General features: G+C 70.8%; 17 protein-coding genes. 10 read left to right on the top strand and 7 right to left on the bottom strand.

The genetic code is table 11. From position 1 onward, the window contains the following. Window positions 1–7: 7 nt before the first annotated feature. On the top strand, window positions 8–415 hold the full coding sequence (locus tag RISW2_RS14910; RefSeq protein WP_043772725.1) for a universal stress protein: 408 nt from the start codon (window positions 8–10) through the stop codon (window positions 413–415). 64 nt (window positions 416–479) lie between these two features. Here the strand turns inward: RISW2_RS14910 and RISW2_RS14905 are convergent, their stop codons facing one another. From RISW2_RS14905 to RISW2_RS14895, 3 genes are all read right to left on the bottom strand, one after another. Further along, a complete protein-coding gene (locus RISW2_RS14905; protein ID WP_043772724.1) occupies window positions 480–665 on the bottom strand; it encodes a PLD nuclease N-terminal domain-containing protein in 186 nt (61 codons plus the stop codon). 91 nt (window positions 666–756) lie between these two features. After that, window positions 757–2,958 (bottom strand): excinuclease ABC subunit UvrB, encoded by a 2,202-nt coding sequence (uvrB, locus tag RISW2_RS14900; RefSeq protein ID WP_043772722.1) that lies wholly within the window; start codon window positions 2,956–2,958, stop codon window positions 757–759. Between the two features lie 95 nt (window positions 2,959–3,053). Then, complete coding sequence (locus RISW2_RS14895; RefSeq protein ID WP_043772720.1) at window positions 3,054–3,593, bottom strand: superoxide dismutase family protein; 540 nt, start codon at window positions 3,591–3,593, stop codon at window positions 3,054–3,056. A gap of 145 nt (window positions 3,594–3,738) precedes the next feature. Between RISW2_RS14895 and RISW2_RS14890 the strand changes: the two genes are divergently transcribed. Both RISW2_RS14890 and RISW2_RS14885 read left to right on the top strand, forming a co-directional pair. Next, window positions 3,739–4,050, top strand: a complete 312-nt coding sequence (locus RISW2_RS14890; protein WP_043772718.1) for an ETC complex I subunit — start codon at window positions 3,739–3,741, stop codon at window positions 4,048–4,050. A gap of 70 nt (window positions 4,051–4,120) precedes the next feature. Then, on the top strand, window positions 4,121–4,759 hold the full coding sequence (locus tag RISW2_RS14885) for an alpha/beta fold hydrolase (RefSeq protein WP_043772716.1): 639 nt from the start codon (window positions 4,121–4,123) through the stop codon (window positions 4,757–4,759). 12 nt (window positions 4,760–4,771) lie between these two features. Here RISW2_RS14885 and RISW2_RS14880 read toward each other — a convergent pair whose 3' ends face one another. Further along, entirely contained in the window at window positions 4,772–5,650 is an 879-nt protein-coding gene (locus tag RISW2_RS14880; RefSeq protein WP_043772713.1) for a LysR substrate-binding domain-containing protein, read from the bottom strand. 123 nt (window positions 5,651–5,773) lie between these two features. On the opposite strand from RISW2_RS14880, the gene RISW2_RS14875 reads away from it, so the two are divergent. The 7 genes from RISW2_RS14875 to RISW2_RS14845 all read left to right on the top strand — a co-directional run bounded on the left by RISW2_RS14875 (window position 5,774) and on the right by RISW2_RS14845 (window position 15,227). Then, window positions 5,774–7,384 (top strand): GMC family oxidoreductase, encoded by a 1,611-nt coding sequence (locus RISW2_RS14875; RefSeq protein ID WP_043772710.1) that lies wholly within the window; start codon window positions 5,774–5,776, stop codon window positions 7,382–7,384. Next, window positions 7,381–8,556, top strand: a complete 1,176-nt coding sequence (locus RISW2_RS14870) for a mandelate racemase/muconate lactonizing enzyme family protein (protein WP_043772707.1) — start codon at window positions 7,381–7,383, stop codon at window positions 8,554–8,556. The genes RISW2_RS14875 and RISW2_RS14870 overlap by 4 nt, the downstream gene beginning before the upstream one ends. Beyond that, complete coding sequence (locus RISW2_RS14865; protein WP_043772704.1) at window positions 8,553–10,037, top strand: aldehyde dehydrogenase family protein; 1,485 nt, start codon at window positions 8,553–8,555, stop codon at window positions 10,035–10,037. The genes RISW2_RS14870 and RISW2_RS14865 overlap by 4 nt, the downstream gene beginning before the upstream one ends. A 115-nt stretch (window positions 10,038–10,152) precedes the next feature. Beyond that, window positions 10,153–11,718, top strand: coding sequence for an ABC transporter substrate-binding protein (locus RISW2_RS14860; protein WP_043772701.1), 1,566 nt, complete (start codon window positions 10,153–10,155; stop codon window positions 11,716–11,718). Between the two features lie 88 nt (window positions 11,719–11,806). After that, window positions 11,807–12,763: an ABC transporter permease gene (locus RISW2_RS14855; RefSeq protein WP_211238707.1), complete on the top strand. Its 957-nt coding sequence runs from the start codon at window positions 11,807–11,809 to the stop codon at window positions 12,761–12,763. A 12-nt stretch (window positions 12,764–12,775) separates the two neighbouring features. Then, window positions 12,776–13,591 (top strand): ABC transporter permease, encoded by an 816-nt coding sequence (locus RISW2_RS14850; RefSeq protein WP_043772698.1) that lies wholly within the window; start codon window positions 12,776–12,778, stop codon window positions 13,589–13,591. Between the two features lie 10 nt (window positions 13,592–13,601). Beyond that, window positions 13,602–15,227 (top strand): ABC transporter ATP-binding protein, encoded by a 1,626-nt coding sequence (locus RISW2_RS14845; protein ID WP_043772693.1) that lies wholly within the window; start codon window positions 13,602–13,604, stop codon window positions 15,225–15,227. A 10-nt stretch (window positions 15,228–15,237) separates the two neighbouring features. Here RISW2_RS14845 and RISW2_RS14840 read toward each other — a convergent pair whose 3' ends face one another. The 3 genes from RISW2_RS14840 to RISW2_RS14830 all read right to left on the bottom strand — a co-directional run bounded on the left by RISW2_RS14840 (window position 15,238) and on the right by RISW2_RS14830 (window position 20,343). Further along, entirely contained in the window at window positions 15,238–16,470 is a 1,233-nt protein-coding gene (locus RISW2_RS14840; protein WP_043772690.1) for a mandelate racemase/muconate lactonizing enzyme family protein, read from the bottom strand. A gap of 171 nt (window positions 16,471–16,641) precedes the next feature. Next, window positions 16,642–18,441 carry an NAD(P)/FAD-dependent oxidoreductase gene (locus RISW2_RS14835; protein ID WP_043772686.1) on the bottom strand — a complete coding sequence of 600 codons (1,800 nt, stop codon included), beginning with the start codon at window positions 18,439–18,441 and terminating at the stop codon, window positions 16,642–16,644. A gap of 156 nt (window positions 18,442–18,597) precedes the next feature. Further along, window positions 18,598–20,343 carry a sigma-54-dependent Fis family transcriptional regulator gene (locus RISW2_RS14830; protein ID WP_043772683.1) on the bottom strand — a complete coding sequence of 582 codons (1,746 nt, stop codon included), beginning with the start codon at window positions 20,341–20,343 and terminating at the stop codon, window positions 18,598–18,600. Window positions 20,344–20,474 lie beyond the last annotated feature (131 nt).

The following is a 20,474-nucleotide window of genomic DNA, read 5'->3' as shown; positions in this document are numbered from 1 at the left end:
GCCGCACATGCATCGCAAGATCCTGATCCCCGTCGCGCCCGACCATGTCGAGGCCATCGCGGACTCGATGGCCGTGGCCCGCGCGCTGGCCGCCGAGGGGGCCGAGATCCACGCCCTGTCCGTGCTCGAGGTGATCCCGCTCTACGTCGCGGCCGAGGTGCCGCTCGAGGTTTACGAACGCTCCTGCGCCGACATGCGGGACAAGCTGACCGAGGCGTTCCGCGACATGCCGGATGTCAGGGTCCGCGCAGTCACCGGATCGCCCGCTGCCACCATCGTCGAGACCGTGCGCGCGCACGGCTTCGACCTCGTGGTCATCCGCTCGCACAGGCCGGGACTGCAGGACTGGTTCCTGGGCTCGACCGCCGGCCGGGTGGTGCGCCACGCGCCCTGCTCCGTCCACGTGGTGCGCTAGGCCGGAACGGCACGCGGCCGCCCCCCGGGGGGAGCGGCCGCGCCGGTCGTTCGGGTGCCTTGGGTCAGGCGCGGACAGAGCGTCCGCGCGGTCCCGCCAGCAGCCACACGATGAAGCCGAGGATCGGCAGGATCAGGATCGCGAGCGTCCAGAGCACCTTGGCCAGCGTCGAGGCGCCGGAGGTCAGGATCTGGTAGATCGCGTAGATGTCGAGGATGAGGACGATAAGTCCGAAAAGTCCGTATTCCATGGAGGGCTCCGAGTTCAGGGATCTGTGAACCGAACGCGTTCCGGCGCAACGCGTTCCGCGGCCCCGCGGAACGCCCTGCCCGTCCCGACCCTCAGTGCTTCTTGCGGCGCTGAACGTTGCCGCCCCGCTGGCCCGGACGGCCGGCGGTCGAGCGGCCCGAGCGCTTGGTCGCCTCCTCGGACGCCCGGTCGACAGCCTGCTGGCGTGCCAGCGGGTCGTCGGCCACGGCGAGATCGACCGCCTCGAGCCGCTTGACCTCGTCCCGCAGGCGCGCGGCCTCCTCGAACTCGAGGTTCTCGGCGGCCTTGCGCATGTCCTCGCGCAGCCCCTCGAGCACCGCCTGCATGTTCGACCCGGCGCGCTTGTCGTCGATTTTGGCGGTGACGCGGTTCATGTCCACGTCGCCCTGGTAGAGGCCGGCAAGGATGTCGTCGACGTTCTTCTTGATGGTCGCGGGCGTGATGCCGTGTTCCACGTTGTAGGCGATCTGCTTTTCCCGGCGGCGGTTGGTCTCGCCGATGGCGCGCTCCATCGAGCCGGTCATGCGGTCGGCGTACATGATGACCCGGCCCTCGGAGTTCCGCGCGGCGCGGCCGATCGTCTGGATCAGCGAGGTTTCCGACCGCAGGAACCCTTCCTTGTCGGCGTCGAGGATCGCCACGAGCCCGCATTCCGGGATGTCGAGCCCCTCGCGCAAGAGGTTGATGCCCACGAGGCAGTCGAAGGCGCCGAGCCGCAGGTCGCGCAGGATCTCGATCCGCTCGATCGTGTCGATGTCGGAATGCATGTAGCGCACACGCACGCCCTGCTCGTGCAGGTACTCGGTCAGGTCCTCGGCCATGCGTTTCGTCAGCACCGTGCAGAGCGTGCGGAAGCCCGCCTGGCTGACCTTGCGGATCTCGTCCAGCAGGTCGTCCACCTGCATCTCCACGGGCCGGATCTCGACCTGCGGGTCCACGAGGCCCGTGGGGCGGATCACCTGTTCAACGAAGACGCCGCCAGCCTGCTCGATCTCCCAGTTCGAGGGCGTCGCCGAGACGAAGATCGATTGCGGGCGCATGGCGTCCCATTCCTCGAACTTGAGCGGGCGGTTGTCCATGCAGGACGGCAGGCGGAAGCCGTGCTCGGCCAGCGTGAACTTGCGCCGGTAGTCGCCGCGGTACATGCCGCCGATCTGCGGCACGCTGACGTGGCTCTCGTCGGCGAAGACGATGGCGTTGTCGGGGATGAACTCGAACAGGGTCGGCGGCGGCTCGCCCGGGGCACGGCCCGTCAGGTAGCGCGAATAGTTCTCGATCCCGTTGCAGGTGCCCGTGGCCTCGAGCATCTCGATGTCGAAATTGGTGCGCTGCTCGAGCCGCTGCGCCTCGAGCAGCTTGCCCTCGTTCACCAGCTGGTCGAGCCGCTGGCGCAGCTCCTTCTTGATGTGCACCACCGCCTGCTTGAGCGTCGGGCGCGGGGTGACGTAGTGCGAGTTGGCATAGACGCGGATGCGCTCGAAGCTGCCGGTCTTCTGCCCGGTCAGCGGATCGAACTCGGTGATCGCCTCGAGCTCCTCGCCGAAGAACGAGAAGCGCCAAGCGCGGTCCTCGAGGTGCGCGGGCCAGACCTCGAGCACGTCGCCCCGCACCCGGAACGACCCGCGCTGGAACGCCTGGTCGTTGCGCTTGTACTGCTGCGCCACGAGGTCCGCCATGACCTGCCGCTGGTCGTATTCGCGCCCCGTGAAGAGGTCGAGCGTCATCGCGCCGTAGGTCTCGACCGAACCGATGCCGTAGATGCACGAGACCGAGGCGACGATCACCACGTCGTCGCGTTCGAGCAGCGCCCGCGTCGCCGAGTGGCGCATGCGGTCGATCTGCTCGTTGATCTGGCTTTCCTTCTCGATATACGTGTCCGACCGCGGCACGTAGGCCTCGGGCTGGTAGTAGTCGTAGTAGCTGACAAAGTACTCGACCGCGTTCTCGGGGAAGAACTGCTTGAACTCGCCGTAGAGCTGGGCCGCGAGCGTCTTGTTGGGCGCGAGGATGATCGCGGGGCGCTGGGTCTCCTCGATCACCTTGGCCATGGTGAAGGTCTTGCCGGTGCCGGTCGCCCCGAGCAGCACCTGGTTGCGCTCGCCCGCCTTGACCGCCGCGCTCAGCTCGGCGATCGCCGCCGGCTGGTCGCCCGCCGCGGAATATTCCGTGTGCATGACGAAGCGCTTGCCGCCCTCGAGCTTCTCGCGCACGGCCACGTCCTGGGCGGGCGCGTGCAGGAGCGCGGGCATGTCATCGGGGCGGTTGTTGTGCATGGGGACGTCTCCGGCGGATGTGCCAGAGACTTGATGTTTGCACGGGCAGGTTCAACCCCGCCCGTGCCGCGCGCGTGGCGTCAGGGCACGCGGGATCAGCCAGCCGGGCGGATCTCACCGCAGGCGATGCGGTCGCCAGCATCGCCCGCCGGCTGGCTCGCATAATCGTCGGCGCCCAAATGCACGACCACGGCCGCGCCGTCCTCGTCCATCAGGTGGTCTTCGACGTCGATCCGCTCGTTGAAGTAGGACACCTGGACGATGCCGTCGCTGCCCGCGGTGATGTTCGGGAAGTCGCCGGGATGCGGCCCGGCCTCGACGAGCACGCCGTGCTCGGCGTCACCCGCGATGTGCCCGCCCGCGGACGAGAAGTCGTCGGCCGAGCAGTCGCCGGTCTCGTGGAAGTGGAAGCCGTGCGGCCCCTCGGGGATGTCGGTGAGGTCGAGCGTCACCATCACCTGGCCCGACGGGGTCTGCTGGATGTTCACCGTGCCGTGTTCGGTGCCGTCGGTGCCTTGCAGCATGGCGGTGGCGCTGCCCCCGTCATCGGCTCCGGTCCCCGGGCCGCTGTCGGTCTGCGCGGCCGCGAGGGCGGGAATGCCGGCGGCGAGGATGGCTGCGTGGATCGCTTTCATGGCGGTTGGTCCTTCCGGTCGTCGGTGGCAACATCAGGGGAACACGGCCGCCGCGCGAGTGTTCCCGCCCGTCACCGGCGCCTTGCGCCCGCGGGCACGAACGCCCATAGTGCTGCCCGCAGCAACGAACGGAGCCCCGAAGACCATGCGTGCGCGAATCTACCAGCCGTCCAAGACCGCGATGTCGTCCGGCCAGGCGCGGACCAGGCACTGGGTGCTCGAGTTCCTTCAGGGCAGCCCGCGCAAGGTCGACCCGTTGATGGGCTGGACCTCGTCCGACGACACGCAGGCGCAGGTCCGCCTGCGCTTCGACACCCGCGAGGAGGCCGAGGAATACGCCCGCGACCACGGCATCGAGGCCGACATCTTCGAACCGAAGAAGCGCCGCGCCAATGTCCGCCCGCGCGGCTACGCCGAAAACTTCGCCTTCGACCGCCGGGGCATGTGGACACACTGATCCCCCGGCACCGATCTCCTCGGAGGGCGTCCCCGGCGGGCGCCCTTTCGCATTGGGGGCGGCAGGCGCGATGAGCTTCCTTCTGGACGGCGTCAGCCCGGACGGCACGACGGTCCTTCTGGCGCACGGGGCGGGTGCCCCCATGGACACGGCGTGGATGACGGCGCTTGCCGGCCATCTCGCCCGGGGCGGGCTGCGTGTCGCGCGGTTCGAGTTCGCCTACATGGCCGCGCGCCGCACCGGCGGTCCGAAGCGGCCCCCGCCTGATGTCGACCTGCTCGCCGACGAATACCGGGCCGCGATCGACGCCCTGCCCCGCACCGGCCCGCTGGTCATCGGCGGCAAGTCCATGGGCGGCCGCGTGGCAAGCCTCGTCGCCGACGAGATGTTCGGTTCCGGCCGCATCGCGGGCCTTCTCTGCCTCGGCTACCCGTTCCATCCGAAGGGCAGACCCGACCGTCTCCGCACCGCGCACCTCGGCGCGCTCGCGACGCCGACGCTGATCTGCCAGGGCACGCGCGACCCCTTCGGCACGCGGGAGGAGGTCGCGCGCTACCCGCTGTCGGACCGCATCCGGGTCTGCTGGCTCGAGGACGGCGACCACGACCTGGCGCCGCGCAAGCGGGTGACCGGGGCCACTCGGGACGATCACCTGGCCACGGCGGCCGGGGCGGCGGTCGCCTGGGCGCGGACGCTCGGCACCGGCTGAGCCTGCCGCCGGTCACGGCGCGTCCGTCGCCACCTCCTGCAGCCAGTCGATCATCGCCTGCACGCCGTGCCGGTTGCGATCGGCGCGCGCCGGCACCACGATGAAATGGCCGTGGCGCGCCGACAGCTCCTGCGGACAGGACCGCACCAGCCGCCCCGCCTCGAGATAGGGCCGAGCGAAGACGTCAGCGACGAGCGCGTGGCCGAGGCCGCGTTCCGCAAGGTCGAGCGCCACGAGCGAGGTGTCGACCACGTAATCGGGCACCGGCGGCGCGCGGCCCGGCAGGTGCAGGCCGAAGAAATGCTGCCAGGTGTCGACGACACCCGCCATCTCGATGAGCGGCCCCGCCTCGAGCGCGCCGAGCCCGCCCGCGCGCGCGGGCGCGCAGACCGGTTGCGCGGCGTGCCGCATGAGCGGGATGACCTCGCCATCCGACCAGAGCCCCTCGCCGTAGCGGATGTCGAGGTCGATGAGCGCGCTGTCGCTGCCCTCGGCCCATGACGCCGACAGGAGGCTCAACCCGACATCCGGGTGGCGCGCGCGGAAATCCGCGATCCGCGGCGCGAGCCACAGCACGTTCAGCGAGTTCATGCAGCGCAGCGTCAGCCGCTCGCCGCCCGAGCGCCCGAACACCCCGGCGGTGCTGGCGTCGATGTCGCCGAACGCCTTGGTGACGACCGGCAGGTAGGCCTGCGCGAGCCGCGTCAGGACCAGCGTGCGCCGGCGCCGCTCGAAGAGCCGGTGACCGAGCCGCGCCTCGAGCGCGCGCACCTGGTAGCTGACCGCGGAGGGCGTCAGGTTCAGCTCTTCCGCGGCGCGGGTGAAGGTGCCGAGCCGCGCGGTCGCCTCGAAGGACCTGAGCCAGGGCAGCGGGGGAAGTTCGTCGAACATGCCGCCGACACTAGCGTGTGTTGCGAAATTTTTCGCGGTTCTTGCGAATTTTTTTTCGTTAGGGCCTTCCGCGCCCGATCTGACAGGGTACGCCCGATCCTTTCAGGCAAGGCAGGCTCCGGTTTGGCAAGCTACGACTACATCATCATCGGCGCGGGTTCCGCCGGCTGCGTGCTGGCGGAGCGGCTGAGCGCCAGCGGCCGGCACCGGGTGCTGGTGCTCGAGGCCGGCGCGCGCGACCGCTCGCCCTGGGTCCGGCTCCCGCTGGGCTACGGCAAGACGTTCTTTCACCCGCGCCTCAACTGGCGCTACCACAGCGCCCCCGAGGCCGGGCTCGGAGGGCGCAGCGACTACTGGCCGCGCGGCAAGGTGGTCGGCGGGTCGAGCTCGATCAACGCGCTGGTCTGGGCGCGCGGGCTGCCGAACGATTTCGACGACTGGGCCGCCGCCGGGGCGACCGGCTGGGACTGGGACGCGGCCCGCCGGACCTTCGAGGCGATGGAGACCCGCGTCGCCGCGGACGGACGCCGCGAGGGCACCGGCCCCCTGCACGTGCAGGACGTCTCGGACCAGGTGCACCGGGTGACGCGCCATTTCTTCGCGGGGGTCGCGGAGGCCGGGCTGCCCCGGACCGACGATTGCAACGGGGCCGAGGCCGAGGGCGCCACCACCTACCGGATCACGACCCGCAACGGGCTGCGCCACTCGGCGGCGCGCGCCTACCTGTCGCCCGCGCTGAAGCGGCCGAACGTCACGCTGCGCACCGGCGTGACCGTGGGCCGCATCGGCTTCGACGGACGGCGCGCCACACATGTGGAGCTGCGCGCGAACGGCCGGGCGGAAACCCTGCACGCCGGGCGCGAGATCATCCTGTCCGCGGGTGCGGTGACCTCGCCGCGGCTCCTGCAGCTGTCCGGCATCGGGCCGGCGGCGCTTCTGCGCGGGCACGGGATCGACGTGCGCGCCGACATGCCGCATGTGGGCGGCAACCTGCAGGACCATCTCGGGCTCAACTACTTCTTCCGCGCCACCGAGCCCACGCTCAACGACGACCTGCGCCCGTTCTGGGGCAAGGCGAAGGCGGCGCTCCGCTATGCGCTGACCCGGCGCGGCCCGCTCGCATTGTCGGTCAACCAGTGCGGCGGGCTCTTCCGGTCGGACCCTGCACAGCCGCATCCCGACCAGCAGATCTACTTCAACCCGGTCAGCTACTCGACCACGCCGAGCGGCACCCGCAACGTGGTCAACCCCGATCCCTTCCCGGGCTTCATCATCGGCTACCAGCCGACGCGGCCCACGAGCCGCGGGCGGATCGACATCGCCTCGGCCGACCCGGACGACGCGCCGCGGATCCGCTCGAACGCGCTCTCGACCGAGGAGGACCGCGCCGCGGTCATCGCAGGCGGCAGGCTCTGCCGCCGGATCATGCAGACGCCGGCGCTGCAGGGCCTCGTCGACCGCGCGCTCGAACCGGACCTGCGCACCCTCGACGGCGAGGCGATCCTCGAGGATTTCCGCGCCCGCTGCGGCACCGTCTTCCACCCCGTGGGGACCTGCCGGATGGGCGCCGATCAGGGCGCGTCGGTGGTCGACCCGCGGCTCCGCCTGCACGGGTTCGAGGGGCTGCGCGTGGTCGATGCCTCCGTCTTTCCGAACATCACCTCGGGCAACACCAACGCGCCGACGATGATGGTGGCCCACCGCGCCGCCGACCTGATCCTGGAGGCCGCATGACCGCGACGCCCTATTCCGCCTCGGGCGCGATGCCGAAGGCCGGCCGCGGCGCCGCGGATACCGGCCCGCGCATCGCCCGGCTCGAGACATTCGCGACCCCGCTCGTGGGCTTTGTCCGGCTGACCACCGAGGACGGCGCGCAGGGCTGGGGCCAGGTGTCCACCTACAACGCCGACATCACCGCGCAGGTTTTCCACCGTCAGGTGGCGCCCTGGGCGCTCGGGCGCGGCATCGACGCGCTCGAGGCGGTCGTGGCCGAGATCCCCGAGCGCGAGCACAAGTATCCCGGGACCTACCTGATGCGGGCGCTCGCTGGCCTCGACACCGCCGCGTGGGACTGGCGCGGCCGGCGTGCCGGGCGCCCCGTCGCCGAGCTTCTGGGCGGCACGGCCGGAGACATCCGCGCCTACGCGTCCTCGATGCGGCGCGACATCGCGCCGGAGGACGAGGCGGCGCGCATGCTGCAGCTGCGCGACCGCCACGGCTTCGACGCGTTCAAGCTGCGGGTGGGCGCCCAATGCGGCAACGACATCGACGAATGGCCCGGGCGCACCGAGGCGATCGTGCCCGCGCTGCGCCGCGCGCTCGGCCCGGATGCAGCCCTCCTGGCCGACGCCAATTCCGGCTTTTCGCCGCCGCGCGCGATCGAGGTCGGCCGGATGCTCGAGGCCGAGGGTTTCGAGCACTTCGAGGAACCCTGCCGCTACTGGCGGCTCGAGGAGACGGCCGAGGTCACCCGCGCGCTCGGGATCGACGTTGCGGGCGGCGAACAGGACTGGGACCTCGGGACCTGGGAACGGATGGTCGCCATGCGCGCGGTCGACATCGTGCAGCCCGACATCCTCTATCTCGGCGGCATCACCCGCACCCTGCAGGTCGCCCGCATGGCCGCGGGGGCGGGCCTGCCCTGCACGCCCCATGCCGCCAATCTGTCGATGGTGACGCTCTTCACCATGCACCTGATGCGCGCGCTGCCCCTGGCGGGCCGCTATCTCGAGCTCTCGATCGAAGGGCCGGACTACTATCCGTGGCAGGACGACCTCTTCGTCGAGAGCCCCTACCGCATCACCGACGGCCGCGTCCGCGTCACCGACGCGCCGGGCTGGGGCGTCGAGATCGCCCCCGAATGGCTGTCGAAATCCACCTACCTGAAAAGCGAGGCCGACGCATGAACGCCGATGCCCTGATCACCACCTATTTCGAGACCGGCACCCTGCCCGACCTGCCCCGCGGCCACTTCATCGACGGCGCCTTCGTGGCGCCCGAGGGTGGCGGCATGATGGACAGCTTCGATCCCGGCACGGGCCGCGCCTACGCTCCCTTCGCGGCGGGCGACGCGCAGGACGTGGACCGCGCGCTCGACGCGGCAAAGCGGGGCTTCGAGACCTGGCGCCGGCGCAGCCCGGCCGAGCGTTGCGCGGTCCTGAACGAGATCGCCCGCACGCTGCGGGCCCATGCCGACCGGCTGGCGGTCGTGGAATCGCTCGACAGCGGCAAGAGCCTCGCCGAGGCGCGGGGCGATGTCGCGGGCTCGGCAAGGCTGTTCGAGTATTATGCCGGCGCGGCGGACAAGCTCGACGGCCGGTCGGTCAATCTCGGCTCCGACGCCGCCGCCTTCACCCTGCGCGAACCGGTCGGCGTGACGGCGCACATCGTGCCGTGGAACTACCCGACCTCGACACTCGTCCGCGGCATCGCCCCGGCGCTGGCCGCCGGGTGTTCGGCAGTGGTCAAGCCGGCCGAGACGACGCCCTTCACCGCACTGCTGATCGCCGAGCTCCTGGTCGCGGCGGGCCTGCCCGCGGGCGTGGTCAACGTCGTCACCGGGACCGGGCGCGCCGCCGGCGCGCCGCTCGTCGCCGATGCGCGCGTGAACCACGTGACCTTCACCGGCTCGGTCGCCACCGGGATCGACGTGATGCGCGCGGTCGCGCCCAACGTCACCGGGCTGACGCTGGAGCTTGGCGGAAAGTCCCCGCTCGTGGCCTTCGAGGATGCCGATCCCGAGGCGGTGGCCGACGGCGCACTCTGGGCGATCTTCTCGAATTCCGGACAGATCTGCTCTGCCGGCTCGAGGCTCCTGCTGCACGAGGGGCTGCGCGACGCGGTGCTGCCGCGCCTCGTCGAGAAGGCGCGCGCGCTGGAACTCGGCCACGGCCTGCGCACGCCCGACATGGGCGCGATCAACTCGGCCGGCCACCTCGACAAGGTCGCGGGCTTCGTCGCCCGCGCGCGCGACCGCGGGGTGCCGGTGCTGACCGGCGGGTCGGTCACCACCGATCCCGAGACCGGCACGGGCTGGTTCTTCGAGCCCACGATCCTCGACACGACCGATCCCGCCGACGAGGCGGTGACGCAGGAAATCTTCGGCCCGGTGCTCGCCGTTCAGGGGTTCTCGTCGGAGGACGAGGCGGTGGCGCTGGCGAACGGAACCGATTTCGCCTTGAATGCCGGCATCTACACGCGCGATACCGGCCGCGCACTGCGCGTCGCCCGCGCCATCGATGCCGGCCAGGTCACGGTCAACGACTACTGGGCCGGCGGAATCGAGCTTCCCTTCGGCGGCAACCGCAAGTCCGGCTTCGGCCGGGAGAAGGGGCTCGAAGGGCTCGACGCCTATACCCGCGCCAAGGCGATCACGCTCGCGGGCTGAGATGACGGGGCGGTGACCCCGCCCCCGGCGCGCCCGAATGCGCGCGCGCGCCCCGATCGATCCTCCGGCAGCCTTGGGCCGCCGGGGCAGGAAACGGAACAGAAGAGGTACCATTTTGACCCAGTCCATCAGCTTCACCTCCCCGACCCGCCGCGGCTTTCTCGCGGGCACCGCGGCCGCCGGCATGGCGCTCGGCCTGAGCCCCTACCGCGCCCGCGCGGCCGAGCCGCAGAAGGGCGGCACGCTGCGCGTGGGCTTCACGCAGGGCAGCACCTCGGACTCGCTCGACCCCGCGACCTATTCCAACGACTTCATGTTCGCGACGAGCTACGCGGTCTTCTCGACCCTGATCGAGATCGCGCCCGATGGCAGCGCGAAGCCCGACCTCGCCGAAAGCTTCGAGGCGACGCCCGACGCCGCGACCTGGACGTTCCGGCTGCGCGACGACGCGACCTTCTCGGACGGCAAGACGGTCAGCGCGCAGGACGTGGTCGCCTCGATCCGCCACCACATGGGCGACCAGTCGAAGTCGGGCGTGAAGCCGCTGCTCGCGCAGATCGAGGACATCCACGCCGACGGCGACAATGTCGTGGTTTTCACGCTGGCTGCCGGCAACGCCGATTTCCCGTTCATCTTCAACGACTACCACCTGACCATCCGGCAGGACCGGGGCGACGGGACGATCGACCCCGACAGCCGGATCGGCACCGGCGGCTACGTGATCGAGAGCTTCGAGCCCGGCGTCAGGATCGAGCTCGCGCGCCGCGACGACTACTGGAAGCAGGGCGCCGCGCATTTCGACCGCGTGACGATCCTCAAGGTCGGCGACGCCGCGGCGCGGATGAACGCGCTGATGACGGGCGAGGTCGACCTGATCGACCGGCCGGACCTCAAGACGATCCACATGCTCGAGCGCAGCCCGAACATCCGCATCCACACGCAGGACGGCACGCTGCACTACACGATGCCGATGCACGTGACGACCGCGCCCTTCGACGACGTGAACGTGCGGCTGGCGCTCAAGCACGCCATCGACCGCGAGGCGATCGTGCAGAAGGTGCTGAAGGGCTACGGCACCGTCGGCAACGACCACCCGATCGCCAGCTCGATGCCGTTCTACAATGCCGATCTCGCGCAGCACGCCTACGATCCGGACAAGGCCCGGCACTACCTCGGCAAGGCGGGTCTCGACAGCCTCGACGTCACGCTGCACACCGCCGACGCGGCCTTCAACGGCGCGGTTGACGCCTCGGTGCTGTTCTCGGAGGCCGCGAAGGCTGCCGGCATCAATGTCAACGTCACGCGCGAGCCCGACGACGGCTACTGGTCGAACGTCTGGCTGCAGAAGCCGTTCTGCACGAGCTACTGGGGCGGTCGCCCGACGCCCGACCTGATGTTCTCGGCCGGCTATGCCGCCGACGCGGACTGGAACGCGACGAAGTGGCAGAACGAGCGGTTCAACGAGCTCCTGCTCGCCGCGCGCGCCGAGCTCGATTCCGCGCGCAGGACCGAGATGTACGGCGAGATGCAGCAGCTCTGCCAGACCGACGGCGGCGCGCTCATCCCCGCCTTCGGCCAGTACGTCTCGGCGATGAACGAGAAGGTGCAGATGCCCGAGCAGATCTCGGAGATGTGGGATCTGGACAGCCAGCGCTTCATCGAACGCTGGTGGTTCGCCTGATCCGTTCCTGAGCCTTCCCTGCGGCGGCCCGAAGCCGGGCCGCCGCGTTGCTGACCGGCCCGCCGCCGCGGGCCGCGGAGACCCGCACATGACCCGCCTGCAAAAGCTGATCCTCAGCCGCCTCGCGCTGGGGATCGCGACCCTGTTCGTCGTCTCGGCGCTGATGTTCGTCGGGATCGAACTGCTGCCCGGAGACCTCGCGCAGCAGATCCTCGGCCAGTCCGCCACGCCCGAGACGCTCGCCGCCTTCCGCGCCGAGCTCGGGCTCGACCAGGCCCCGCACACCCGCTACCTCGACTGGCTGTCGGGGGTCGTGCAGGGCGATCTGGGCCAGAGCCTCGCCTCCGGGCGCGAGGTGACGGACCTGCTGTCCACCCGGCTCGCCAACACCATGTTCCTCGCCGGGTACGCGGCGGTGATCGCGGTGCCGATCGCGGTGACCCTCGGGCTGCTCGCCGCGCTCTGGCGCAACTCGCTGTTCGACCGATCCGCCAATGTGGGGGCGCTGAGCGCGATCTCCATGCCCGAGTTCTTCGTGGCCTACCTCCTGATCCTCGTCTTCTCGATCAAGCTCGGATGGTTCCCGACGCTTGCGCGGATCGACACCGCCACGAGCCTCGGCCAGGCGCTTCACGTGACGTTCCTGCCGGCACTCACGCTCATCATGGTGGTGATCGCACACATGATGCGCATGACCCGCGCCGCCATCATCAACGTGCTCGCCGCGCCCTATATCGAGATGGCGCGCCTCAAGGGCGTGCCGCGCTGGCGCGTCGTGCTGCGGCACGCGCTGCCGAATGCGCTGGCCCCCATCATCAACGTGATCGCGCTGAACCTGGCCTACCTGATCGTCGGCGTCGTCGTGGTCGAGGTGGTGTTCTCCTATCCGGGCCTCGGGCAGCTGCTGGTCGATGCCGTGGCAAGCCGCGACTTTCCCGTGGTGCAGGCGGTCGGGCTGTTCTTCGCGGGAACCTACATCCTGCTGAACGTCGCCGCCGACATCCTGTCGATCCTGTCGAACCCGCGCCTGCGGCACGCACGCTGAGAGGAGATCCAGATGACGCTTCTCAGGACCGCCCCGCCGACCGCCCTCTTCGGTCTCCTCGTGCTGGCCGCGACGCTCGTGCTCGGCCTCTTCGCACCCCTGATCGCGCCCTACGGCGAGACCGAGATCGTCGGCGGCGAATACCTGCCGTGGAGCGCCGAGCACCCGCTCGGCACCGACAACCTCGGGCGCGACATGCTCTCGCGCATGATCTACGGGGCGCGCAACACCGTGGGCCTCGCACTCCTGACCACGGGTATCGCCTTCTCGATCGGCGCCGCCCTCGGCATGTTCGCCGCGCTCCGCGGCGGCTGGATCGACCAGGCGCTGTCGCGTGCGGTGGACGTGATCATGGCGGTGCCGCCGCTCATCCTCGCGCTGATGCTGCTGGCCATCGTGGGGCCGTCGATCCCGAACATGGTCGGCGTGATCGCGGTGATCTACCTCGCGCCGGTCTACCGACTGTCGCGCGCCGCGGCGATGAACGTGGTCGCGCTCGACTTCATCGGCGCGGCGCAGCTGCGCGGCGAGGGCACGATCTGGCTCCTGCGGCGCGAGATCCTGCCCAACATCTCCTCGACCCTCGTGGCCGAGGCGGGCTTGCGCTTCTGCTTCGTGTTCCTGTTCATCGCGGCGCTGTCGTTCCTCGGGATCGGGATCCAGCCGCCCACGGCCGACTGGGGCTCGATGGTCAAGGAGAACGCGACGCTCATCACCTTCGGCGACGTGACGCCGCTGATCCCGGCCGGCGCCATCGCGCTGCTGACCGTCTCGATCAACTTCATCGTCGACTGGATGCTGCACCGCGCCAGCGGCCTCAAGAGCTGAGGAGGACACCATGGGCAATCTCCTGACGATCCGCGACCTGCGGCTCGAGGCCGGGTCCCGGTCCGCGCCGACCGTCATCCTCGAGGGTCTCGACCTCGATCTCGATCGGGGCGAAGTGCTGGGCCTCGTGGGCGAGAGCGGCGCCGGCAAGAGCTCGGCGGGGCTTGCCGCCATGGGCTTCGTGCGGGACGGCGTGCGCATCGCGGGCGGCCGCATCGACTTCGACGGCACCGACCTCGCGCGCGCGCCGCAGCGGACATTGCGCCGCCTGCACGGCCGCCGCATCGCCTACGTGGCACAATCGGCCGCGGCGAGCTTCAACCCCGCGCACCGGCTCATCGACCAGTTCGCCGAGGGTCCGATCCTGCACGGCACCGCGGACGCCGCCACCGCGCAGGCCGACGCGCGCGCGCTCTACCGCCAGATGCAGCTGCCCGATCCCGACGAGATCGGGTTCCGCTACCCGCACGAGGTCTCGGGCGGGCAGTTGCAGCGGGCGATGACGGCGATGGCCATGGCCTGCCGGCCGGACCTCATCATCTTCGACGAGCCGACGACGGCGCTCGACGTGACCACGCAGATCGAGGTGCTGGGCGCCATGCGCGACATCACCGAACGCTTCGGCACGGCGGCGATCTACATCACCCACGACCTTGCCGTGGTCAGCCAGATGGCGGACCGCATCACCGTCATGCGCCACGGCCGCGAGGTCGAGACCGCGCCGACGCGGCGCATGCTGGACGCGCCGCAGCAGGACTACACCCGGTCGCTCTGGGCGGTGCGGTCGATCCGCAAGCCCGAGGCGACCGGCCCGGCCGAGCCGGTCCTGACGCTCGACGGGGTGAGCGCGCATTACCGCGACTTCAAGGCGCTCGACGACATCTCGTTCGGCCTCTGCCGCGGCCGCACCACCGCCGTGGTCGGCGAAAGCGGCTCGGGCAAGTCGACGCTCGCCAAGGTCATCGCCGGGCTGATGCCGCCCGGCGCGGGCCGCGTCGCCTGGGACGGCACCCCGCTCGCCGGGCATCACGACCGCCGGACGAAGGACCAGCTGCGCCAGGTCCAGATGATCTACCAGATGGCCGACACCGCGCTGAACCCGCGCCACACGGTGCGCGAGACGCTGGACCGCCCGGTCGCCTTCTTCACCGGGCTGTCGGGCAAGGCCCGGCGCGCGCGGGTGCGCGAACTCATGGAACTGATCGAGCTCGATCCCGACGCCTTTCTCGACCGGCGGATCCCGGAGCTCTCGGGCGGGCAGAAGCAGCGCATAGGCATCGCCCGCGCGCTGGCCGCCGAGCCCCGCTTCATCATCTGCGACGAGATCACGTCGGCGCTCGACCAGATCGTGGCGGAGGGGATCCTCAAGCTGCTGATCCGGCTGCAGCGGGACCTGGGCCTGACCTACATGTTCATCACCCACGACCTCGCCACGGTCGAGGCGATCGCCGACGAGGTCGTGGTGATGAAGGAGGGCCGCATCGTGGAATCCGGGCCGCGCGCGCAGATCTTCGACGCGCCGCGGCAGGCCTATACAAGGCGGCTTCTCGCCTCGGTGCCGCAGATGGATGCGGGCTGGCTCGACCGGGCGCGGCGCGACGCGGCCCGGGCACGGTCCGCCGAGACCGCCGCCTGAGCCCCGGCCCTCACGCCTTCGGGGCCGGCGCGCCGCCCTCGAAAACGTTGCCGCGCGCGTAGTCGCAGGGCGCCTCCGCCATCTCGAGGTGCAGCCCATCGCCCTCGTAGCGATGCGCGCGCGCCAGATCTTCGTCGACCTCGATCCCGAGACCCGCCTCCCGCGGCGCGGCCACGAACCCCTCCTCGACGCGCAGGCTGCCCCGGATCAGCCGGTCATGGAACGACGACTCGATGGTCTCGGCCATCAGGAGGTTCGGGATCGACGCGGCGAGATGGATGTTCGCGGCCCATTCGACCGGCCCCGCGTAGAGGTGTGGCGCGACCTGCGCGTTGAAGCTCTCGGCGAGCGCGGCGAGCTTGCGGCATTCCCAGATGCCGCCCGCCCGTCCGAGCGCCGGCTGCACGATCTCGACCCCGCCGGTGCGCAGCAGCAGCGCGAACTCCGCCCGCGTGGACAGCCGCTCGCCGGTGGCGACGGGAAGGCCCGTGGCACGCGCCACCTCGGCGAACTCGAGCGCGTTGTCGGGCGGCAGCGGCTCCTCGTACCAGAGCGGGTCGAACTCGGCGATCGCGCGCCCGAGCCGGATCGCGCCCGCGGTGTTGAACTGCCCGTGCGTGCCGAAGAGGATGTCGGCCCTGTCGCCGACAGCCGCGCGGATCGCCCGGCAGAAGGCCACGGACCGGCTGATGTCGGACATGGCGGGCTGGTGCCCGCCCCGCACCGTGTAGGGCCCTGCCGGATCGACCTTGACCGCGGTGTAGCCCCGCGCGACGGCGTCGGCCGCAGACTCCGCCGCCATGTCCGGATCGACCCAGAACCCGGGCAGCGGATGATGCTCGAGCGGGTAGAGATATGTGTAGGCGCGCACGCGCTCGTTCATCAGCCCGCCCAGAAGCGCCCAGACCGGCCGGTTCCGCGCCTTGCCGAGGATGTCCCAGCAGGCGATCTCGAGTCCCGAGAAGGCGCCCATGACGGTCGGGTCCGGCCGCTGGGTGAAGCCCGAGGAATAGGCCCGGCGGAACATCATCTCGACGTTCTCGGCGCTCTCGCCCTCCATGTGGCGGCCGAAGACGTCGCGGATCACCGCCTCCATCGCCTTCGGGCCGACCGCCGAGGCGTAGCACTCGCCCCAGCCCGTGATGCCGTCGTCGGTCGTGACCTTCACGAGGATCCAGTAGCGCCCGCCCCAGCCGGGCGGCGGCGGCGCGACGGTCAGGATGTCGAGATCGCGCAGGCGCATGGCGTCGCTCCCTTGGTCCGAAATCGGCGCGACCACATCAGGCCCGGCGCACAATGTCCAGCAATCGCCGGGGGAAACCTGCGCCCGCGCATGACCGGCCGGACGGCCGCCGCGCGGCGGCGCGAGCGCCCGCGCCCGGGAGCGGCCCGGACGCGGGCGACAGGGGCGGCCTCAGCTCAGGTGATGCACCTCCTGCAGGCCGTAGACCGGGGTCGGGAGGCCCTCCATTCGCGCCTTGATCTGCAGCGACAGGAACTGCGAGTAATGGCGCGACTGGTGCAGGTTGCCGCCGTGCATCCAGAGGTTCGGCACCTGCGTCGGCTTCCACATGTTGCGCTGCTCGCCTTCCCACGGGCCGGGATCCTTCGTGGTGTCGGACCCGAGCCCCCAGCACTTGCCGAGACGGTCGGCCGTCTCCTGCCCCATCAGGTCGGCCACCCAGCCGTTCATGGAATTGTAGCCCGTTGCGTAGACCACGAGGTCCGCGTCGAGGTGGGTGCCGTCGTCGAGCATCACGCCGGTCTCGTCGAGACCCGTGATCTGTCCACGCTTGAGCTTGATCTTGCCGTCGATGATGAGCTGGCTCGCGCCGACGTCGATGTAGTAGCCCGATCCGCGGCGGAGGTACTTCATGAAGAGGCCAGAGCCGTCGTCGCCCCAGTCGAGCCAGAAGCCTGCCTTCTCGAGACCCTCGTAGAACGCGCGGTCACGTTCCCTCATCTGCTCGTAGAGCGGGATCTGGAACTCGTGCAGGATCCGGTAGGGCAGCGAGGCGAAGACCAGGTCGGCCTTCTCGGTCGTCATGCCCGAGCGCACCGCCTCCTCGGAATAGAGCGCGCCGAGGCCGATCTCCATCAGGCTGTCCGACCGCACGATGTGGGTCGAGGACCGCTGCACCATGGTCACGTCGGCGTCGTTCTCCCAGAGCGCGGCGCAGATGTCGTGGGCGGAATTGTTGGAGCCGACCACCACGACCTTCCGGCCCGCCCAGCGATCGGGGCCCTCGTGCTCCGAGGAATGCTGCTGCACGCCCCGGAAGCGGTCCATGCCGGGAAAGTCCGGCATCCGCTTCTTGCCCGACATGCCGGTCGCCATGACGAGCTGTTTCGGGCGCAGCACGACCTCCTCGCCGTCGCGGTCGAGCACGACCGTCCATTCCTGCGCGGCCTCGTCGAATTCCGCCGACGTCGCGGTGGTGCGCGTCCAGTAGTTCAGCTCCATCACCTTGGTGTACATCTCGAGCCAGTCGCCGATCTTGTCCTTCGGCGCGAAGACCGGCCAGTTCTCGGGGAACTTGATGTAGGGCAGGTGGTCGTACCAGACCGGATCGTGCAGGCAGAGCGACTTGTACCGGTTGCGCCAGCTGTCGCCCGGGCGGTCGTTCCTCTCGACGATGATCGTGGGCACCCCGAGCTGGCGCAGCCTTGCGCCGAGCGCGATGCCCCCCTGCCCGCCGCCGACGATCAGGCAGTAGGGCTGGGTCTCGTAGCCGAGCTCCGCCGCCTCGCGAGCGCGTTCCTCGGCCCAGGTCTCGCGGTGCTTGCCCGCGCCGTGCTTGGCGCCGAGCGGCCGGTTGAAGCCCGCGGGCTCCTCGTGACCCTTGAGTTCGACCATGGTGGTCAGGAGCGTCCAGATCCGGTCGTCCTTGAGCCGGATCAGGCCGTAGCCGCGCGCCACCGAGGTCTCGAAGGTGATCCAGGCGGTGGTGACGCCGCCCTCCTCGGTCGGGACCTCGCCGTCGGCCAGGGCCCAGCCCGTGGGCTTCGTTGTCGCGAGCTGGTGGCGCAGCATGTCCTCGACCTGGTCCTTGCCCTCGACGGTCTTGAGGTTCCAGGTGAAGGTCACGAGGTCGCGCCAGTAGCACTCGTCCAGGAACATGTCCCGGGCGCGCGCGATGTCGCCCTGCTCCAGGGCCTGCCCGAACTCGTCCAGGAATGCCTGGGTCCGGTCTGTGATCGTTGAATCGAGCATGTGGTCCTCCCTCTTTTCGGATCCGGTCGTCCTCCGGTGCCGAGGCTGGCAAGGGGCGGGGCCCGCAGGCAAAGGAATTCCGGGCGCCGCGCGCCGCCTGGGCGCGAATTGCGGCCCGGCCGTTGCGCGCGCAACGGGCGCGCAACGGCGCAGGCTTCAGGACGGCGGCACCAGCCCAGCCTTGCGCGCGCGCCTGAGGACGGTGGAACGGTTCACGCCCATCCGCCGCGCCGCCTGCGCCATGTTCCCGCCGCAGGCCGCGAGCGTCGCCTCGAGCGCGTCGCCGCTGCCGCGTTCGGGCCGCGCGGCGCAGACCGGCGGCGGCAGGTCCGTGACGTCGATCACCCGCCCCTCCGACAGCGCCACCGCGACGTCGAGCACCTGCCCCAGCTCGCGGATGTTGCCGGGCCATGCGCGCGACTTCAGCTCGGCGCGGGCGGCGGGCGAGAGGCGGACGTCCTCGCTGCTCCGCCGTCGCAGGAGCCGGTCGATCAGCCAGTCGATGTCGCCGCGCTGGCGCAGGGGCGGCAGCGCCAGCGTCGCGCCCGCGATCCGGAAGAACAGGTCGGGCCGCAGCGCCTCGGCCGCCGCGGCCGGCGGGACGAGGCACGAGGCGATGACCCTGAGGTCGTCGCGGCGGTCGAGACAGGCGAGGAGCCGCGCCTGCGCGTCCTCGGACAAGCCTTCGATCCCGCGCAGGAACAGCGTGCCGGGGGCCGCGTCCGCCACGGCCGCGACCGCGCCGGCATCGGCGCAGCGCACCGCGCGGAATCCCGCCGCCTTGCCGGCCGCCATGTGCACCGCGCGGGCGAGCTTTTCCTTGCCGGTGCCGGTCTCGCCCGAGATCAGGATCGGCACGCCCGTCCGCGCGAGCCGCGCCGCCTGTGCGAGGAGCCGCCCGAGCAGCGGGTCGGGCCCGGCGAAGGCGCCGAGCGGGCCCGGCACCGCCACCTCGCGGCCGCGCGGGGTGCCCGCCGGCTGCGGGACCTGCGGCGCGATGGCATGGCCGAAGACGCCGCGGCCATCGGTCAGCCGCAGGACGCGTTCCTCGGTCGGTCGGCCCCGCATGAGGTCCGGCAGGTCGTCCACCGACATCTCGAGCCATGCGTCGATGCGCGACCCGATGAGCCGCCCCTGCCCCGCCGGATCGAGCGCACGCCGCGCGCCCGAGGTCATGCCGACGATCCGGCCGGAGCCGTCGAGCGCGACCGCCGCCTCGGGGTCGACCTCGAGGAATTCGGGGCTGGTGGAGAACCGCAGCACCCAGTCGCGCCGCGTCATGGCCATGAGGTTCGCCATCTCGACGCGGCGCGCCGAGGCGGTGACGAGGTTCATGGCGAGGTTCTGCGACGACTTGGGCGACGGCGAGCGCAGCAGCGAGATGTCGAGCACCGCCGACAGCTCCCCTCGGGTGTCGTAGATCGGTGCCGCGGTGCAGGAGAGCGGCGTGTGCGCGAGCCCGAAATGGTCGCCCTGGTGGATGGTGATGGCCTCGCCCGTGACGATGCAGGACCCCACCCCGCAGGTGCCGGCCAGCGCCTCGGTCCAGTTCGAGCCGAGGTAGAGCCCCGCCGCGCGCAGCTGGTCCTCGAACCGCGGGTCGCCGAAGAAGTCGACGCAGACGCCCTGCGCGTCGGCGAGGAGCAGCACGTAGTTCTGCCCCGCCACCTGGCGGAACAGCGCCTGCAGCCCCGAGCGCGCGGTCGCGATCAGCCGCTCGGACTGCTCGCGGTGCTCGCGCAGTTCCGCCTCGGTGACGATGAGCGCGGGATCGGGGCGCGCGGGGTCCATCCCGTAGCTGTCCACGCAGCGCCGCCAGCTGTCCGCCACCAGCCGGTCACGCCCGGTCTCGACCCCGCGCAGCACGCGGTCGATCTCGTCCACATGGTCCAGGTCGAGCATCGCGTCCTCCCAACGGTTGCCCGTCCCGAGGGTACCGCGTCCGCCTCGCCCGCACCATCCGACCTTGATCGCGCATCGGCAGTGTCCTGCCCCTTTGCACCCCGGCGCAAAGCTGCGAGGTTTCCGCCGAC

Origin of the sequence: Roseivivax isoporae LMG 25204 (genome assembly GCF_000521865.1) — a bacterium.
GTDB classification, from domain to species: Bacteria; Pseudomonadota; Alphaproteobacteria; order Rhodobacterales; family Rhodobacteraceae; genus Roseivivax; species Roseivivax isoporae.
Note: the sequence above shows the minus strand (reverse complement) of the source record. Positions and strands in the feature narration are given on the sequence as shown.

What these genes read in the sequence shown, in the direction of transcription:
- RISW2_RS14910 (WP_043772725.1), top strand. Translation starts at nt 8, where the DNA reads ATGCATCGCAAGATCCTGATCCCCGTCGCGCCCGACCATGTCGAGGCC.
- RISW2_RS14905 (WP_043772724.1), bottom strand. Translation starts at nt 665, where the DNA reads ATGGAATACGGACTTTTCGGACTTATCGTCCTCATCCTCGACATCTAC.
- uvrB (WP_043772722.1), bottom strand. Translation starts at nt 2,958, where the DNA reads ATGCACAACAACCGCCCCGATGACATGCCCGCGCTCCTGCACGCGCCC.
- RISW2_RS14895 (WP_043772720.1), bottom strand. Translation starts at nt 3,593, where the DNA reads ATGAAAGCGATCCACGCAGCCATCCTCGCCGCCGGCATTCCCGCCCTC.
- RISW2_RS14890 (WP_043772718.1), top strand. Translation starts at nt 3,739, where the DNA reads ATGCGTGCGCGAATCTACCAGCCGTCCAAGACCGCGATGTCGTCCGGC.
- RISW2_RS14885 (WP_043772716.1), top strand. Translation starts at nt 4,121, where the DNA reads ATGAGCTTCCTTCTGGACGGCGTCAGCCCGGACGGCACGACGGTCCTT.
- RISW2_RS14880 (WP_043772713.1), bottom strand. Translation starts at nt 5,650, where the DNA reads ATGTTCGACGAACTTCCCCCGCTGCCCTGGCTCAGGTCCTTCGAGGCG.
- RISW2_RS14870 (WP_043772707.1), top strand. Translation starts at nt 7,381, where the DNA reads ATGACCGCGACGCCCTATTCCGCCTCGGGCGCGATGCCGAAGGCCGGC.
- RISW2_RS14865 (WP_043772704.1), top strand. Translation starts at nt 8,553, where the DNA reads ATGAACGCCGATGCCCTGATCACCACCTATTTCGAGACCGGCACCCTG.
- RISW2_RS14855 (WP_211238707.1), top strand. Translation starts at nt 11,807, where the DNA reads ATGACCCGCCTGCAAAAGCTGATCCTCAGCCGCCTCGCGCTGGGGATC.
- RISW2_RS14850 (WP_043772698.1), top strand. Translation starts at nt 12,776, where the DNA reads ATGACGCTTCTCAGGACCGCCCCGCCGACCGCCCTCTTCGGTCTCCTC.
- RISW2_RS14845 (WP_043772693.1), top strand. Translation starts at nt 13,602, where the DNA reads ATGGGCAATCTCCTGACGATCCGCGACCTGCGGCTCGAGGCCGGGTCC.
- RISW2_RS14840 (WP_043772690.1), bottom strand. Translation starts at nt 16,470, where the DNA reads ATGCGCCTGCGCGATCTCGACATCCTGACCGTCGCGCCGCCGCCGCCC.
- RISW2_RS14835 (WP_043772686.1), bottom strand. Translation starts at nt 18,441, where the DNA reads ATGCTCGATTCAACGATCACAGACCGGACCCAGGCATTCCTGGACGAG.
- RISW2_RS14830 (WP_043772683.1), bottom strand. Translation starts at nt 20,343, where the DNA reads ATGCTCGACCTGGACCATGTGGACGAGATCGACCGCGTGCTGCGCGGG.